The following is a 15,970-nucleotide window of genomic DNA, read 5'->3' on the forward strand; positions in this document are numbered from 1 at the left end:
GTAGGCACACGTGCCCCCTGTCGTCTCCACCGGTAACCTCACACCCATGGCCTCACGTTCCTCCGCAGCCAAGAAGCCGCCCGCGAAGAAGGCGGCCGCTTCAGCGAAGGCTCCGGCGAAGAAGGCCGCTGCCAAAAAGGCTCCCGCGAAGAAGGCGCCCGCCAAGAAGGCCGCGGCGAAGAAGCCCGCGCCCAAACCGGCACCCAGCCCGACCGGAGGCGTCTACCGGCTCGTGCGCGCGGTGTGGCTCGGCGTCGCGCATGCCGTCGGTGCCGTGTTCCGCGGCATAGGGCAGGGCGCCAAGAACCTGGACCCGGCGCACCGCAAGGACGGCGTCGCGCTGCTGTTGCTCGGCATCGCGCTGATCGTCGCGGCGGGCACCTGGGCCGATCTGAAAGGCCCCGTGGGCGATCTGGTCGAGATCCTGGTGACCGGCGCCTTCGGCCGGCTCGACCTGCTCGTGCCGATACTGCTCGCAGTCATCGCCGTGCGATTCATCCGCCACCCGGAGAAGCCCGAGGCCAACGGACGCATCGTCATCGGCCTGTCCGCGCTCGTCATCGGCGTGCTCGGCCAGGTCCACATCGCCTGCGGCTCGCCCGCGCGCGGCGCCGGCATGCAGGCCATAAGGGACGCCGGCGGGCTCATCGGCTGGGCCATGGCGACGCCGCTGTCGTACGCCATGGGCCATGTGCTCGCCGTACCGCTGCTCGTGCTGCTGACGGTCTTCGGGCTGCTGGTCGTCACGGCCACTCCCGTCAACGCCATTCCGCAGCGGCTGCGGCTGCTCGGGGTGCGGCTCGGGATCGTCCGCGACCCGGCCGAGGACGAGTTCGGCGAGGACGACGAGCGCTACGACGAGCAGTGGCGGGAGGCGCTGCCCGCCCGGCCGCGCGGCCGGCGCACGCCGGCGCCCGCGGAGTACGACCCCGACAGCGCCGAGCAGGAGGCCCTCTCCCGGCGCCGCGGCCGTGCTCGGCGGTCCGCCGTGCCGCAGCCCGACATGGACCGGCCCATGGACGCCGTGGACGTCGCCGCCGCAGCCGCGGCCGCGCTCGACGGTGCCGTCATGCACGGGATGCCGCCCTCGCCGATCGTCGCCGACCTCACCCAGGGCGTGCGGGTGGGAGACCGCGAGGCGACCACGCCGACGCCCGTCCCGGCCGCCCGCCCTCAGCAGGACAAGGCCAAGCCGAAGCAGGACAAGCTCAAGCAGGACGAGCCCGAGCAGGAGAAGCCGAGGGCGGGCGTCCGGGACCTCACCAAGGCCCCGCCCTCCCAGCCCCGCGACCTGCCCCCGCGCGCGGAGCAGCTGCAGCTCTCCGGCGACATCACGTACTCCCTGCCGTCGCTCGACCTGCTGGAGCGCGGCGGTCCGGGCAAGGCCCGCAGCGCCGCCAACGACGCCATCGTCGAGTCGCTGACCACCGTCTTCACCGAGTTCAAGGTGGACGCCAGCGTCACCGGCTTCACCCGCGGGCCGACGGTCACGCGCTACGAGGTGGAGCTCGGCCCCGCCGTGAAGGTCGAGCGGATCACCGCGCTGACCAAGAACATCGCCTACGCCGTCGCCTCCCCGGACGTGCGGATCATCAGCCCGATCCCCGGCAAGTCCGCGGTCGGCATCGAGATCCCGAACACCGACCGGGAGATGGTCAACCTCGGTGACGTTCTCCGTCTGGCGGAGTCCGCGGAGGACGCCGACCCGATGCTGGTCGCCTTCGGCAAGGACGTCGAGGGCGGCTACGTCATGCACTCGCTGGCGAAGATGCCGCACATGCTGGTCGCCGGTGCCACCGGCTCCGGCAAGTCCTCCTGCATCAACTGCCTGATCACCTCGGTCATGATGCGGGCGACCCCCGAGGACGTCCGGATGATCCTCGTCGACCCCAAGCGGGTCGAGCTGACCGCCTACGAGGGCATCCCGCACCTGATCACGCCGATCATCACCAACCCCAAGCGGGCCGCCGAGGCGCTCCAGTGGGTCGTACGCGAGATGGACCTGCGCTACGACGACCTGGCGGCCTACGGATACCGGCACATCGACGACTTCAACCGGGCCGTGCGCGAGGGCAAGGCCAAGACGCCCGAGGGCAGCGAGCGGGAGCTCCAGCCGTACCCGTACCTGCTGGTCATCGTCGATGAGCTCGCCGACCTGATGATGGTCGCGCCGAGGGACGTCGAGGACGCGATCGTGCGCATCACCCAGCTCGCGCGCGCGGCCGGCATCCACCTGGTGCTCGCCACGCAGCGGCCGTCGGTCGACGTCGTCACCGGCCTGATCAAGGCGAACGTGCCCTCCCGGCTGGCCTTCGCCACCTCGTCGCTGGCCGACTCGCGGGTCATCCTCGACCAGCCGGGCGCCGAGAAGCTCATCGGCAAGGGCGACGGGCTGTTCCTGCCGATGGGGGCCAACAAGCCGACCCGTATGCAGGGCGCCTTCGTGACCGAGGAGGAGATCGCGGGCGTCGTCCAGCACTGCAAGGACCAGATGGCGCCCGTCTTCCGGGACGACGTCACCGTCGGCACCAAGCAGAAGAAGGAGATCGACGAGGACATCGGCGACGACCTCGATCTGCTGTGCCAGGCGGCCGAACTGGTCGTCTCCACGCAGTTCGGGTCGACGTCCATGCTCCAGCGCAAACTGCGCGTCGGCTTCGCCAAGGCCGGGCGCCTGATGGACCTCATGGAGTCCCGGAACATCGTCGGGCCGAGCGAGGGCTCCAAGGCACGTGACGTTCTTGTGAAGCCTGATGAGCTGGATGGCGTGCTCGCGCTGATCCGGGGGGAGTCTGAAGGGTAGGGAAGCGGCAGTCGCCTCGCGGGGCGTGTACGGCAATCGGGTGTCCGGATCGTGACTCACCCGTTAGGGATCATCGGCAACCGTTTCCCTCCGGCGTACGTCAAGTTGAGGGAGGCGAAAAGCACCGACCCCACCATCGGAATGTCGGGCCATTCCGATGGCGTACAAAGTGACACCGCCCGGTTGCCCCACCCTTTCATACCCCCCCTAGACTGAACTTCCAGCACAGGCGGCTACACGCTCGAAAGGCGCCCCCGTGTCCATCGGCAACTCCCCTGAAGACGAGCGTCCGTTCGAAGACGAGCGCGTCGAAGACGACCGCGAGGAAGCCCGCCCCTCCATCGGCCGTGTCCTGCAGCAGGCACGTATCGCCGCCGGACTGACCGTCGACGACATCAGTAGCGCCACCCGGGTCCGCATGAACATCGTGCACGCCATCGAGGCGGACGACTTCACCGCCTGCGGCGGGGACGTCTACGCCCGCGGGCACATCAGGACCCTGGCCAAGGCCGTCCACCTCGACCCCGCGCCGCTGCTCGCCCAGTACGGCGGCACGCACGGCGGACATCCGGCTCCGACCCCGGCAGCTCCCCTGTTCGAGGCGGAACGCATCCGTCCAGAGCGGCGGGGGCCCAACTGGACCGCGGCCATGGTCGCCGCGATCGTCGCCGTGATCGGTTTCGTCGGGTTCACCATGTTCCAGGGCGGCGACGACAGCGCCGGCGAGGCCAATGTGGCCGAGGGCTCCACGCCCGGTGCGTCCGCCTCCCCGACCACCAAGTCCAAGAAGCCCGCCGAACCCAAGCCCGAACCCTCCGACAGCGCCATCGCGGCCGCACCTCAGGACAAGGTGACGGTCCGGGTGGCCGCCGCCGACGGCCGCAGCTGGATCGCCGCCAAGGACCACAACGGCCGGATGATCTTCGACGGCGTCCTCAAGCAGGGCGATTCCAAGACCTTCCAGGACAGCTCGAAGGTGCACCTCGTCCTCGGGGACGCCGGCGCGATCGACCTCTTCGTCAACGGCAAGAAGATCGAGGACGACTTCCAGCCCGGCTCCGTGGAACGTCTCACGTACACGAAGGGCGACCCCGAGGCCGGGTAACCGCGCCGAAGAGGTGTCCGACGTACGGGGTTGGCCGGGATCGGCCAACCCCGTCGACGTGGGGTGTCAGCGGGACGAAGTACTCTTGAGCCCATGCCTGAACGCCGTACCGTCGCACTGGTCACCCTTGGCTGCGCCCGTAACGAGGTGGACTCCGAGGAGCTCGCAGGCCGTTTGGAGGCGGACGGCTGGCACCTCGTGGAAGCCGCCGAGGACGCGGACGTCGCCGTCGTGAACACCTGCGGCTTCGTCGAGGCCGCCAAGAAGGACTCCGTCGACGCCCTCCTGGAGGCCAACGACCTCAAGGGGCATGGCAGAACCCAGGCCGTGGTGGCGGTGGGCTGCATGGCCGAGCGGTACGGCAAGGAACTCGCCGAGGCCCTCCCCGAGGCCGACGGCGTGCTCGGTTTCGACGACTACACGGACATCTCGGACCGGCTCCAGACCATCCTCAACGGCGGCATCCACGCCTCGCACACCCCGCGCGACCGTCGCAAGCTGCTGCCGATCAGCCCGGCGGAGCGACAGGAGTCCGCCGCCGAGGTCGCGCTGCCCGGGCACGCCCCGGCCGACCTTCCGGAAGGCCTCGCTCCGGCCTCCGGCCCCCGCGCGCCCCTGCGCCGCCGTCTGGACGGCGCCCCGGTGGCCTCCGTGAAGCTCGCCTCCGGCTGCGACCGGCGCTGCTCCTTCTGCGCCATCCCGTCCTTCCGCGGCTCCTTCATCTCCCGCCGACCCAGCGACGTGCTGAACGAGACGCGCTGGCTGGCCGAGCAGGGCGTGAAGGAGATCATGCTGGTCTCCGAGAACAACACGTCCTACGGCAAGGACCTGGGCGACATCCGCCTGCTGGAGTCGCTGCTGCCCGAGCTCGCCGAGGTCGACGGCATCGAGCGGGTCCGGGTGAGCTACCTGCAGCCCGCTGAGATGCGGCCGGGCCTGATCGACGTCCTGACGTCGACCCCGAAGGTCGCGCCCTACTTCGACCTCTCCTTCCAGCACTCCGCGCCCGGTGTGCTGCGCGCGATGCGCCGCTTCGGTGACACCGACCGCTTCCTGGAACTGCTCGACACCATCCGGAGCAAGGCGCCCGAGGCCGGCGTGCGCTCCAACTTCATCGTCGGCTTCCCCGGCGAGAGCGAGGCCGACCTCGCCGAACTGGAGCGGTTCCTGACCGGCGCGCGGCTGGACGCCATCGGCGTCTTCGGCTACTCCGACGAGGAGGGCACCGAGGCGGCGACCTACGAGAACAAGCTCGACGAGGACGTGGTCGCCGAGCGGCTGGCCCGGGTCTCGCGGCTGGCCGAGGAACTCGTCTCGCAGCGCGCCGAGGAGCGCGTCGGACAGACGGTGCACGTGCTCGTCGAGTCCGTCGACGAGGAGGGCGTGTACGGCCGCGCCGCGCACCAGGCGCCCGAGACGGACGGCCAGGTGCAGCTCACGAGCGGCGCGGGGCTCCATAGCGGTCGTATGGTCGAGGCGAAGGTGGTCGGTACGGAGGGTGTCGACCTGGTGGCCGAGCCCCTGCAGGGTTCGTTCGCGTCGCCTGCGTGGAGTGAGGAGGCGGGCAGATGACCGGTGTCCCGGCAGCCGCGGCGGGAGGCGCCTCCGGCGCGAGGAGGGCCGCGTCCGGTGCGGCCTCGGGGAAGGTGCCCGGGTCGGCGGTCGGCCGTACGGCCGCGCGGTCGGCCGAGGGCGGGACGTCCGGTACGGGGCACGGTGCGGGTGGCAGTGGGGCTGCCGTCGGTGAGGGCTCGGACAGCGCCGGCGTCGAGGCCCAGGGTGAAGACAAGGGTGCGCGGGGCGGGAAGCTGACGGCCGCGGCCGTCAACCAGGCCAGCGTCTGGAACATCGCCAACCTCCTGACCATGCTCCGGCTGGTCCTCGTACCGGCCTTCGTGGCGCTGATGCTCGCGGACGGCGGATACGACCCGGCGTGGCGGGCCCTCGCCTGGGCGGCCTTCGCCATCGCCATGATCACGGACATCTTCGACGGTCATCTGGCGCGCACGTACAACCTGGTCACTGACTTCGGGAAGATCGCCGACCCCATCGCCGACAAGGCGATCATGGGGGCGGCGCTGATCTGTCTGTCCGCGCTCGGGGATCTGCCGTGGTGGGTGACCGGCGTCATCCTCGGGCGGGAACTCGGGATCACCCTGCTGCGTTTTGTTGTCATCCGGTACGGCGTCATCCCCGCCAGCCGCGGAGGCAAGCTCAAGACCCTCACCCAGGGCGTTGCCGTGGGCATGTATGTCCTGGCGCTGACGGGGTGGCTGGCCACCCTGAGGTGGTGGGTGATGGCCGCGGCGGTCGTTCTGACCGTGGTGACCGGGCTCGACTATGTGAAACAGGCCATTGTGCTGCGCAGGCAGGGAATCGCCGAGCGCAAGGCCGCGTTGGAGGAGAAGGAAGCGTGAGTTCCACGGCCACTGACGTGGTGCGATCACTCACGGTGAAGAGCGGGACGCTCGCCGTCGCGGAGTCGCTGACCGGTGGCCTCGTCGCGGCGGAGGTCACATCGGCCTCCAAGGCGCCCCGGGCCTTCCGGGGCTCCCTGACTGCCCGTGCCACCGGCTTGACCACCGGTGTCGTGTGTCCCGAGCCGCGGGGCGGACGGGTCGTCGGGACGGTCTTCGTCGCCGGGGACGGGCCCTTCGAGGGCGATTCCGGTTCTGCCGGCGGCGGAAAAGTGGAGGCTCTGCGGTTGAACGGCGACCGCGAGGAAATTCGTAGAGAGAGTGTACGGAGCGTACTCGCACTGCTCCTGAAGGAGCTTGCGGGCGAACAGACTGGGAATGAGCGGGCACAGGATACGGAACGGAACGGGGGGTTTTGATGTTTGCAGCCCTGAGTGAACACGACATCGCTCCCCGCACGGCCGCGGCGCAAGGCGGTACGGTGGGGCGTAATGGATGCGGCTACGCGGTCCGAGGAGGGAGCCACCGATGATTCTGCTCCGTCGCCTGCTGGGTGACGTGCTGCGTCGGCAGCGCCAGCGCCAGGGCCGTACTCTGCGCGAAGTCTCCTCGTCCGCCCGAGTCTCACTCGGCTATCTCTCCGAGGTGGAGCGGGGGCAGAAGGAGGCTTCCTCCGAGCTGCTCTCCGCCATCTGCGACGCGCTGGACGTACGGATGTCCGAGCTCATGCGGGAAGTGAGCGACGAACTCGCACTCGCCGAGCTGGCCCAGTCTGCTGCGGCCACTCCCAGCGAGCCTGTACCCACGCCGGTTCGTCCGATGCTGGGTTCCGTTTCGGTGACCGGTGTGCCACCGGAACGGGTGACCATCAAGGCGCCCGCCGAGGCGGTGGACGTCGTCGCCGCGTGAGCGTTTTCGCGTACGCGGCATGAATCGAACGGCGCCGACCAGGCGCTGAGAAGTGCTGAGGCCCCGGCCGGGCCTCTCCGGGAGATCCGGAGGGGTGCCCGCCCGGGGTTTTTGCTTGCGCGCGGGCAGTCCGGCGCCGACTGCCCGTTTCGTGTGCGTTTGCCGGTGTGGCGTACGGCGGTCATCGTTGAGGGGATGGCGGGGGGCAGTCCACGGAGGTGCGGATGTACGTCGTGAAGAGCCCGTTGTCCGACGCGAGCTTGAAGACCGTGTCAGATGCGCTGCAGGGCGCTCTGGTCGACCTGGTGGATCTCGCCCTCGTGGCGAAGCAGATCCACTGGAACGTGGTGGGACCGCGCTTCCGCTCCGTGCATCTCCAGCTCGACGAGGTCGTCGACACCGCGCGGAAGTACTCCGACACCGTGGCGGAGCGCGCCGCGGCGCTCGGTGTCTCGCCCGACGGACGTGCCGCGACGGTGGCCGTCGGCAGTGGAATCGGCGTGACCCCTGAAGGGTGGGTCGATGACACGACCGCCGTGGGGACGCTCGTCGAGGCGCTGGGCGCGGTGATCGCGCGGATGCGGGAGCGGGTCGAGGCGACCGGTGAGCCGGACCCGGTGAGCCAGGACATCTTCATCGGGATCACTGCGGACCTGGAGAAGCATCACTGGATGTTCCAGGCCGAGAACGGGTGACGGAACCGGGTGATGGGCCGGCCGGGCGCGTTGCCGCCCGGCTTCGAGTGGTGCGCGGTGCGCCTGTGTGCCGCTGGTGCGCCCTGCCCGCGGGCCCGAGCGGCCGAATAGCGTCGGGCTGGAGGTGGCGGCCATGGCGGGGATAGGGCGCTGGGGGGTCTGGGGCTGGGGGGTCCGCGGGGCCGTGCTCGGGCTGGGGGTGCTGTGGTGGTGGGCCGTGCTCCGGCTGGTGGTCGTGCCCGGGGCCGGGGTGCTGGAGGCGGCGGTCGCGGCCGGGGGGTGGGGGCTGAGCGTGTTGCCGGTGCACTGTGTGCCGAAGGAGCGGGCGAGCGGGGTCGTCGGTTCGGGGCGGTGGCGGAGGGTGTGGGGGGTGCGGGGGGATCGCGGGGCCCGGGCTACCACGGCATCGCCACACCCCCGTTCGGGCGGAGAATCTGGCCTGTGGTGAAGGCCGAGGCGTCGGATGCCAGGTGCAGGACCGCGTGAGCGATGTCCTCGGGTTCGCCCACCCGGCCCAGGGGTGACATACGGGCCATGACGGACTCCGTGTGCGTCTGCGCCTCGCTGTCGTGGCGGTCGGTCATCGGCGTACGGATCCAGCCGGGAGCGACCGCGTTGACGCGGATGCCGTGCCGGCCGATCTCCGTCGCGAGGGTCTTCGTCAGCTGGACCACCGCCGCCTTCGCCGCGCCGTAGCAGAGCAGCCCGGGACCGCCGGTGTCGACGGCGCCCGAGGCCATGGTGACGATGCTGCCCCGGGTGCCGGTGGCGATCATCAGACGGGCCGCCTCCTGGCAGGCGTACAGCACACCCTTGAAGTTCACGTCCAGCACCCGGTCGAGGTCCTCGTCCCGGGTCTCCAGCACAGGGCTGCTGTGCATGATGCCGGCGATCGCGGCCAGGGCGTCCAGGCGTTCGCAGGAGGTGATGGCCTGCCTCAGCCGCGAGCGGTCGGTGACGTCGAGGGGGTGCGGGTGGGCGGTGCCGCCGGTGTCCTTGATCAGGGTCGCCGTCTCGTGCAGGCCCTCGGTGTCGCGGTCCGCGCAGTGCACGGTCGCGCCCGCCTCGGCGAGCAGGAGGGCCGAGGCGCGGCCGATACCGCTCGCGGCCCCGGTGACGAACACGGTGCGGCCGGTGAGGTCGTACGCCGTGACGGGCATGCAGGGACCGTACGAGCGGAACTGACGGGTCGTCAATTGCCTGGGTCGGGCCGGACACGTCTGGACGGAGCCGGGGCGGGGCCCGGCTGGCAGCTGGGACACCAGTAGGTGGGGCGTTCGCGGGAGCCGTCGCCCTGGTCGGCGACGCGGACGGAGGTGCGGCAGCGTAGGCAGGGGCGCGGAGCCCGGCCGTAGACGAAGAGGTCCTGGCCGCGGCGGTCCGTCGTGCTGCGGACCGGGCGGTCGCGGTTGCTCTCCAGCAGCTTCTTGGCCAGCGCGGGCAGCTTCGCGGCGCGTTCGGCGGGCAGGTCGCCCACGGGGAGCCAGGGGGTGACGCCGAGCAGGAAGCAGAGCTCGCTCTTGTACACATTGCCGATGCCGGCGAGGTTGCGCTGGTCGAGCAGGGCCTCGCCGAGGGGGCGAGAGGGGTCCTGGAAGAGGTTGGCGAGGGCGCGGTCGGGGTCCCAGTCCGGGCCCAGGAGGTCCGGGCCGAGGTGGCCCACGGCGCGGTGCTCGTCGGTGGTGCGCAGGAGTTCCAGGACGGGGAGGCGGTAGCCGACGGCTGTGCTGTCCGCGTTTGCGAGGATCGCTCGGATCTGGTGGCCGGGGCCGCCGCTCCAGCGCCGGCCGTTCGCGTAGACCTTCCAGGAGCCGTCCATCCGCAGGTGGGAGTGCAGCGTCAGGCCGCCCTCCACCCGGGTCAGGAGGTGCTTGCCGCGCGGGGTGACGTCGAGGACCGTACGGCCCGTGAGGTCGGCCGTGGCGAACCGGGGCACCCGCAGGTCGCTGCGGGTCAGCACCTTGCCCGCGAGGGCGCCGTGCAGCCGCTTCGCGGTCTGCCAGACCGTGTCACCTTCGGGCATGGGTCAAGGGTGGCACGGGGGCGGGGTGGGCGGCCGGTGGTGTGGGCGGGGGCTCGTGGTGTGGACGGTGTGCGGGCGGGGGCTTGTGGTGTGGACGGCGGCTGTGGGTGGGTGTCCGCTGGTGGGCGGGTGGTGATCAGGCGCGGAGGCGGAGTCCGCGGGGCGTCGCGATGAAGCCCGCTCCTTCCAGGAGGGCGCCGATGGGGGAGGTCAGGGCCTGGGTGCCGTTGACCCGCTCCACCGTGACCGTGCCGAGGGAGCCCGCGCGAGCGGCTGCGGCGAGTGCCTCCGCCGCGGCGCGCAGGCGGGGGTCGTCGGTGGGGGCGCCGTCCGGGTCGGCGGCCCAGGCCAGCAGGGTCTTGCCGCCGCGCTCCATGTAGAGCGTCAGCTCGCCCTCGACGAGCACCACCAGGGAGCCCGCCTTGCGGCCCGGCTTGTGCCCGGCGCCGGTCGGGGGCTCGGGCCAGGCCAGGGCGGCGCCGTACGCGTTCGCCGGATCGGCGGCGGCGAGGACGACGGCCCGGGACGCGGGGTCCGGACGGGTACGGCGGCTCGGGAATCCGGGGTCGTACGCCGCGCGTCCGCCGTTCTGCCAGGGCGGGGCGGCCTGCGGGGCGTAGTCGCGAGGCGAGACGTAGTCGCCCGGGGACGGCTGCGGTGCCGGGGTGTCGTAGGCGGGGCCGAAGTCGGGGAAGCCGTCGGGGCCGGGGTCGTCGGTGTGGCCGTTGGAGCGGGGCGCGTCGTCCAGCTGGGCGAAGTCATGCGCTGGGAACGGATCGAGGTCGGGGCCCGGAGGAGGGCCGGGCAGGTCCTCGCCGCGGTCGCGGGCGTTGGACACCGCGCGCAGGCGGTCCACGGCGCCGTCCATCGCGAACTGTGCGGCACCGAGCCCCTCCACCACATAGCCGCGGCGGGCCTGGCCGCTCTCCTCGAAGACGGACAGGACGCGGTACGTCGCCGAGAACCCGCCCTCGACGCCCTCCGCCGAGACCGCGCCCCTGGTCACCACGCCGTGCCGGTCGAGCAGGGTGCGGGCGAGGGCATGGGCGCGCACCGTGGGGTCCGGCTCGTGGGACGGGAGCAGGGACCAGCGGCCGGCGACGGTCGGCGGACCGGAGCGGGACGCGGCGGGACGGGCCGCGGCCGTCAGGGAGCCGTACCGGCCGCGCGGGACCGCGCGCTTGGCGCGGTGGGCGGTGGAACCGGCCGTGCGGCCCGAGCCGAGCAGGGAGCGCATGGGGGTGAGCGTGTCGTTCGTCAGGCGGCCGGACCAGGCCAGGTCCCAGAGCACGTCGGCCAGCTGGGGATCGGTGGCGTCGGGGTGGGTGGTGGCGCGGACCTGGTCGGCGATCTGGCGGAAGAACAGGCCGTAGCCGCCGGAGAGGGTGTCCAGGACGGACTGGTGGAGGGCGGTCAGCTCCAAGGGGTGCGGGGGCGGCAGGAGCAGGGGGGCCGCGTCCGCCAGGTAGAGGGAGACCCAGCCGTCCTTGCCGGGGAGCGAGCCGGCCCCGGCCCACACCACTTCGCCCGCGGCGGTGAGCTCGTCCAGCATCCCCGGGGTGTAGTTCACGACCCGGGAGGGCAGGACGAGCCTCTCCAGGGCGGAGGCCGGCACGGAGGCGCCCTGCACCTGCTCGATGGCGCGCACCAACCCGTCGATGCCGCGCAGGGAGTGGCTCTTGCCGATGTGCTGCCACTGCGGGAGGAACTGGGCGAGCGCGGCGGGCGCCACCGGCTCCAGCTCGTGCCGCAGGGCGGCCAGGGAACGGCGGCGCAGTCGGCGCAGCACGGCCGCGTCGCACCACTCCTGGCCGATCCCGGCCGGGTGGAACTCGCCCTGGACGATCCGGCCCGCCGCGGCGAGCCGCTGGAGGGCGCCCTCGGTGACGGCCGCACCCAGGCCGAAGCGAGCCGCCGCGGTGGCGGAGGTGAACGGGCCGTGGGTGCGGGCGTAGCGCGCGAGGAGGTCGCCGAGCGGGTCCTTGACGGGTTCCGTGAACGCTTCCGGGACACCGACCGGCAGGGCTGTGCCCAGGGCGTCGCGCAGCCGGCCCGCGTCCTCGATCGCCGCCCAGTGGTCTCTGCCCGCGATCCGGACCCGGATGGCACGGCGGGCACCGGCCAGTTCCTGAGCCCACTGGGGTTCGGCGCCCCGCTCGGTCAGTTCCGTATCCGTGAGCGGGCCGAGGAGGCGGAGGAGGTCCGCGACGCTTTCGGCGTCCTTGGCGCGGCGGTCCTCGGTGAGCCACTGCAGCTCGCGCTCCAGCTCGGTCAGCACCTCCGCGTCGAGCAGCTCACGCAGCTCCGCCTGGCCCAGCAGCTCGGCCAGCAGCCGGGAGTCCAGCGACAGGGCGGCGGCGCGGCGCTCGGCGAGCGGGGAGTCGCCCTCGTACAGGAACTGGGCGACGTAGCCGAAGAGGAGGGAACGCGCGAAGGGAGACGGCTCGGCGGTCGTGACCTCGACGAGGCGCACCTTGCGAGACTCCAGGTCGCCCATCAGTTCGACGAGCCCGGGGACGTCGAAGACATCCTGGAGGCACTCGCGGACCGCCTCCAGGACGATCGGGAACGAGCCGAACTCGCTGGCCACCTGCAAAAGCTGGGAGGCGCGCTGCCGCTGCTGCCACAGGGGCGTGCGCTTGCCGGGGTTGCGGCGCGGCAGGAGCAGCGCGCGGGCGGCGCACTCGCGGAAGCGGGACGCGAACAGGGCCGAGCTGCCCACCTGGTCGGTGACGACCTGGTCGACCTCGCCCTTGTCGAAGACGACGTCGGCCGCGCCCACGGGGGCCTGTTCGGCGTCGTACTCCCGGCCCATCTTGACCGGTTCCTGGTCCAGCAGGTCCAGGCTCATCAGGTCGGCGTCCGGCAGGCGCAGCACGATGCCGTCGTCGGCGTGCATGACCTGCGCGTCCATGCCGTACCGCTCGGAGAGCTTGGCGCCGAGCGCGAGCGCCCACGGGGCGTGCACCTGGGCGCCGAAGGGGGAGTGCACCACCACCCGCCAGTCGCCGAGCTCGTCGCGGAAGCGCTCCACGACGATCGTCCGGTCGTCCGGGACATGGCCGCAGGCCTCCCGCTGCTCCTCCAGGTACGAGAGCACGTTGTCCGCCGCCCAGGCGTCCAGGCCCGCGGCGAGGAGGCGGAGGCGGGCGTCGTCCCTGGGCAGCGAACCGACCTCGCGCAGGAAGGTGCCCAGCGCCCGGCCCAGTTCGAGCGGGCGGCCCAGCTGGTCGCCCTTCCAGAAGGGCAGCCGGCCCGGCACACCCGGGGCGGGGGAGACCAGGACGCGGTCGCGGGTGATGTCCTCGATGCGCCAGGAACTCGTGCCCAGCGTGAAGACGTCGCCGACGCGGGACTCGTAGACCATCTCCTCGTCGAGCTCGCCGACCCGGCCGCCGCCCTTCTTGGGGTCGGCGCCCGCGAGGAAGACACCGAAGAGGCCTCGGTCGGGGATCGTGCCGCCGGAGGTGACGGCGAGCCGCTGGGCGCCGGGGCGGCCGGTGATCTCGCCGGTGACGCGGTCCCACACCACGCGCGGGCGCAGCTCGGCGAAGGCGTCGGACGGGTAGCGGCCGGCGAGCATGTCGAGCACCGCCGTGAAGGCGGACTCGGGCAGTGAGGCGAAGGGTGCGGCCCGGCGGACGGCTGCCAGCAGGTCGTCGAACTGCCAGGTGTCCAGAGCCGTCATGGCGACGACCTGCTGGGCCAGGACGTCCAGGGGGTTGGCGGGGACCCTGAGGGACTCGATGGCGCCGGTGCGCATGCGCTCGGTGACCACCGCCGCCTGGACCAGATCGCCTCGGTACTTGGGGAAGACGACGCCGGTGGAGACCGCGCCCACCTGGTGGCCCGCGCGGCCCACGCGCTGGAGGCCGGAGGCGACCGAGGGCGGGGATTCGACCTGGACGACCAGGTCCACCGCGCCCATGTCGATGCCCAGCTCCAGGCTGGATGTGGCGACCACCGCGGGCAGCCGGCCCGCCTTGAGGTCCTCCTCGACCAGGGCGCGCTGTTCCTTGGAGACCGAGCCGTGGTGGGCGCGGGCGATGACCTGGGGCGCGCCCTGGGCGGCTCCCGAGCCGCCCATCAGCTCGGCGGGGGAGTGGTGCTCGTCGAGAGGCTCGCCGGTGGCCCGCTCGTACGCGATCTCGTTCAGGCGGTTGCACAGGCGCTCCGCGAGGCGGCGGGAGTTCGCGAAGACGATGGTGGAGCGGTGGGACTGGACGAGGTCGGCGATCCGCTCCTCCACGTGCGGCCAGATCGACGGGCGCTCGGCGCCCTCCGAGCCGTCCGCCACCGGGGAGCCGCCCAGCTCGCCCAGGTCCTCGACCGGGACGACCACGGACAGGTCGAACTCCTTGCCCGACTCCGGCTGGACGATCTCCACCTTGCGCTGGGGCGAGAGGAAGCGGGCCACCTCGTCGACCGGGCGGACCGTCGCCGAGAGGCCGATGCGGCGGGCCGGCTTCGGCAGGAGGCCGTCCAGCCGCTCCAGGGAGAGTGCCAGGTGGGCGCCGCGCTTGGTGCCGGCGACCGCGTGCACCTCGTCGAGGATCACCGTCTCGATACCGGTCAGCGCGTCGCGCGTGGCCGAGGTCAGCATCAGGAACAGCGACTCGGGGGTCGTGATCAGGATGTCCGGCGGGCGGGTGGCCAGGGAGCGGCGCTCGGCGGCGGGCGTGTCTCCCGAGCGGATGCCCACCTTGACCTCGGGCTCGGGCAGGCCCATCCGCACCGATTCCTGGCGGATGCCGGTGAGGGGGCTGCGGAGGTTGCGCTCGACGTCCACGGCCAGGGCCTTGAGGGGCGAGACGTACAGGACCCGGCAGCGCTTCTTGGGATCGGCGGGGGGAGGGGTCGAGGCGAGCTGGTCCAGGGCGGCCAGGAAGGCGGCCAGGGTCTTGCCGGAACCGGTGGGGGCGACCACCAGCACGTCCGAGCCCTCGTGGATGGCCTGCCACGCGCCGGCCTGGGCGGTGGTGGGCGCGGGGAAGGCACCCGTGAACCAGGCGCGGGTCGCGGGGGAGAAGCCGTCCAGGGCTCGGTGCGCATTGCTGGGCATGCGTCCATCGTGCACCTCGGCACTGACAACGGGGCCCTGCGGCGGTTTGGCCTGGGCGTCTGAGCGTTGCGGGCACCGGAGACGGGTGCCCGGGTGCCTCGGGCGGGGCGGCGGACAATGGCGGTATGACAGAGCGCGCGCGGCACTGGCGGTACGACGAGCTGCCCGGGGTGGATCTGCTGCGGGCCCGGTACGTGCGGAAGACGTTCGTCCGGCATACGCACGAGAACTTCGTGATCGCGGCCATCGCCGACGGGGTGGAGGTGTTCCACCACGGTGGAGGTGACCAGTTCGCCGGGGCAGGGGCTCTCGCGCTGGTGAATCCCGACACTCCGCACACCGGGCGGGCCGGTGTGCCCGAGGGGTGGCGGTACGGGGCCGTCTATCCGTCGGTCGACGTGGTGGCGGAGATCGCGGCCGAGACGACGGCGCTGCGGGGGACGCCGGGTTTCGTCAGTCCGGTGGTGGACGATCCGTACGCCGTCGGTCTGGTGCACCAGGTGCTGCGGGCCGCCGACGAGGGCAACGCCCTGGCCGCGGACACGCTGCTGCGGGTCGCCGTGACCAGGTTGCTGCGGCTGAACGGTGGGCCCATGCCTCGGCGGGAGGTGCGGACGGCCGGGACCCGGATCGCGGCACGCGCGCGTGGGGTGCTGGAGGAGCGGATGGCGCAGCCGCCGACTCTGGAACAGCTGGCGGCTGGTCTCGGAACCAGTCCGTTCGCTCTGCTGCGGGCCTTTCGGGACGCCTACGGGATGCCCCCGCACGCGTGGCTCACGGACGCGCGAGTCCGGCGGGCGCGGCGGCTGCTGGACCTCGGGACGGCGCCCTCCGAGGTCGCCGTGGCCGTGGGGTTCACCGATCAGCCGCATCTCAACCGGCACTTCAGCCGGATGGTCGGGGTGCCTCCGGGGGCGTACCAGCGGGAGCGCAAGAACGTACAAGACCCGCGGTAG

At 72.2% G+C, this 15,970-nt stretch carries 12 protein-coding genes; 9 read left to right on the forward strand and 3 right to left on the reverse strand.

What is annotated here, in order from left to right:
- Positions 1–46: 46 nt before the first annotated feature.
- The 8 genes from OHU35_RS31140 to OHU35_RS31175 all read left to right on the forward strand — a co-directional run bounded on the left by OHU35_RS31140 (position 47) and on the right by OHU35_RS31175 (position 8,377).
- Positions 47–2,803, forward strand: a complete 2,757-nt coding sequence (locus tag OHU35_RS31140) for a DNA translocase FtsK (protein WP_405507614.1) — start codon at positions 47–49, stop codon at positions 2,801–2,803.
- A gap of 256 nt (positions 2,804–3,059) precedes the next feature.
- Positions 3,060–3,908 (forward strand): helix-turn-helix domain-containing protein, encoded by an 849-nt coding sequence (locus tag OHU35_RS31145; RefSeq protein ID WP_189721888.1) that lies wholly within the window; start codon positions 3,060–3,062, stop codon positions 3,906–3,908.
- 93 nt (positions 3,909–4,001) lie between these two features.
- Positions 4,002–5,480 (forward strand): 30S ribosomal protein S12 methylthiotransferase RimO, encoded by a 1,479-nt coding sequence (gene rimO, locus OHU35_RS31150; RefSeq protein WP_405507616.1) that lies wholly within the window; start codon positions 4,002–4,004, stop codon positions 5,478–5,480.
- Positions 5,477–6,325 carry a CDP-diacylglycerol--glycerol-3-phosphate 3-phosphatidyltransferase gene (gene pgsA, locus OHU35_RS31155; RefSeq protein ID WP_359889046.1) on the forward strand — a complete coding sequence of 283 codons (849 nt, stop codon included), beginning with the start codon at positions 5,477–5,479 and terminating at the stop codon, positions 6,323–6,325. Before rimO ends, pgsA begins: the two co-directional genes overlap by 4 nt.
- Positions 6,322–6,744, forward strand: coding sequence for a CinA family protein (locus OHU35_RS31160; RefSeq protein ID WP_359889043.1), 423 nt, complete (start codon positions 6,322–6,324; stop codon positions 6,742–6,744). The genes pgsA and OHU35_RS31160 overlap by 4 nt, the downstream gene beginning before the upstream one ends.
- Before the next feature lie 109 nt (positions 6,745–6,853).
- Positions 6,854–7,234 carry a helix-turn-helix domain-containing protein gene (locus OHU35_RS31165; protein WP_003993396.1) on the forward strand — a complete coding sequence of 127 codons (381 nt, stop codon included), beginning with the start codon at positions 6,854–6,856 and terminating at the stop codon, positions 7,232–7,234.
- A 224-nt stretch (positions 7,235–7,458) separates the two neighbouring features.
- Positions 7,459–7,929: a Dps family protein gene (locus tag OHU35_RS31170; protein WP_189721884.1), complete on the forward strand. Its 471-nt coding sequence runs from the start codon at positions 7,459–7,461 to the stop codon at positions 7,927–7,929.
- 133 nt (positions 7,930–8,062) lie between these two features.
- Complete coding sequence (locus tag OHU35_RS31175) at positions 8,063–8,377, forward strand: hypothetical protein (RefSeq protein ID WP_359889039.1); 315 nt, start codon at positions 8,063–8,065, stop codon at positions 8,375–8,377.
- Here OHU35_RS31175 and OHU35_RS31180 read toward each other — a convergent pair.
- From OHU35_RS31180 to OHU35_RS31190, 3 genes are all read right to left on the reverse strand, one after another.
- On the reverse strand, positions 8,325–9,089 hold the full coding sequence (locus OHU35_RS31180; protein WP_405507620.1) for an SDR family NAD(P)-dependent oxidoreductase: 765 nt from the start codon (positions 9,087–9,089) through the stop codon (positions 8,325–8,327). The genes OHU35_RS31175 and OHU35_RS31180 overlap by 53 nt on opposite strands.
- Positions 9,090–9,121: 32 nt before the next feature.
- Positions 9,122–9,952, reverse strand: coding sequence for a DNA-formamidopyrimidine glycosylase family protein (locus OHU35_RS31185; protein WP_359889033.1), 831 nt, complete (start codon positions 9,950–9,952; stop codon positions 9,122–9,124).
- A 136-nt stretch (positions 9,953–10,088) separates the two neighbouring features.
- On the reverse strand, positions 10,089–15,014 hold the full coding sequence (locus OHU35_RS31190; protein WP_405507622.1) for an ATP-dependent helicase: 4,926 nt from the start codon (positions 15,012–15,014) through the stop codon (positions 10,089–10,091).
- 125 nt (positions 15,015–15,139) lie between these two features.
- On the opposite strand from OHU35_RS31190, the gene OHU35_RS31195 reads away from it, so the two are divergent.
- Positions 15,140–15,970, forward strand: a complete 831-nt coding sequence (locus OHU35_RS31195) for an AraC family transcriptional regulator (protein ID WP_189721880.1) — start codon at positions 15,140–15,142, stop codon at positions 15,968–15,970.

The sequence above is a fragment of the Streptomyces purpurascens genome, from assembly GCF_045040895.1.
GTDB classification, from domain to species: Bacteria; Actinomycetota; Actinomycetes; order Streptomycetales; family Streptomycetaceae; genus Streptomyces; species Streptomyces purpurascens.

Bases quoted from the DNA above. Each gene is read 5' to 3' on its own strand.
- OHU35_RS31170 (WP_189721884.1), top strand. From the start codon at position 7,459: ATGTACGTCGTGAAGAGCCCGTTGTCCGACGCGAGCTTGAAGACCGTG.
- OHU35_RS31175 (WP_359889039.1), top strand. From the start codon at position 8,063: ATGGCGGGGATAGGGCGCTGGGGGGTCTGGGGCTGGGGGGTCCGCGGG.
- rimO (WP_405507616.1), top strand. From the start codon at position 4,002: ATGCCTGAACGCCGTACCGTCGCACTGGTCACCCTTGGCTGCGCCCGT.
- OHU35_RS31195 (WP_189721880.1), top strand. From the start codon at position 15,140: ATGACAGAGCGCGCGCGGCACTGGCGGTACGACGAGCTGCCCGGGGTG.
- OHU35_RS31140 (WP_405507614.1), top strand. From the start codon at position 47: ATGGCCTCACGTTCCTCCGCAGCCAAGAAGCCGCCCGCGAAGAAGGCG.
- OHU35_RS31180 (WP_405507620.1), bottom strand. From the start codon at position 9,089: ATGCCCGTCACGGCGTACGACCTCACCGGCCGCACCGTGTTCGTCACC.
- OHU35_RS31185 (WP_359889033.1), bottom strand. From the start codon at position 9,952: ATGCCCGAAGGTGACACGGTCTGGCAGACCGCGAAGCGGCTGCACGGC.
- OHU35_RS31165 (WP_003993396.1), top strand. From the start codon at position 6,854: ATGATTCTGCTCCGTCGCCTGCTGGGTGACGTGCTGCGTCGGCAGCGC.
- pgsA (WP_359889046.1), top strand. From the start codon at position 5,477: ATGACCGGTGTCCCGGCAGCCGCGGCGGGAGGCGCCTCCGGCGCGAGG.
- OHU35_RS31190 (WP_405507622.1), bottom strand. From the start codon at position 15,014: ATGCCCAGCAATGCGCACCGAGCCCTGGACGGCTTCTCCCCCGCGACC.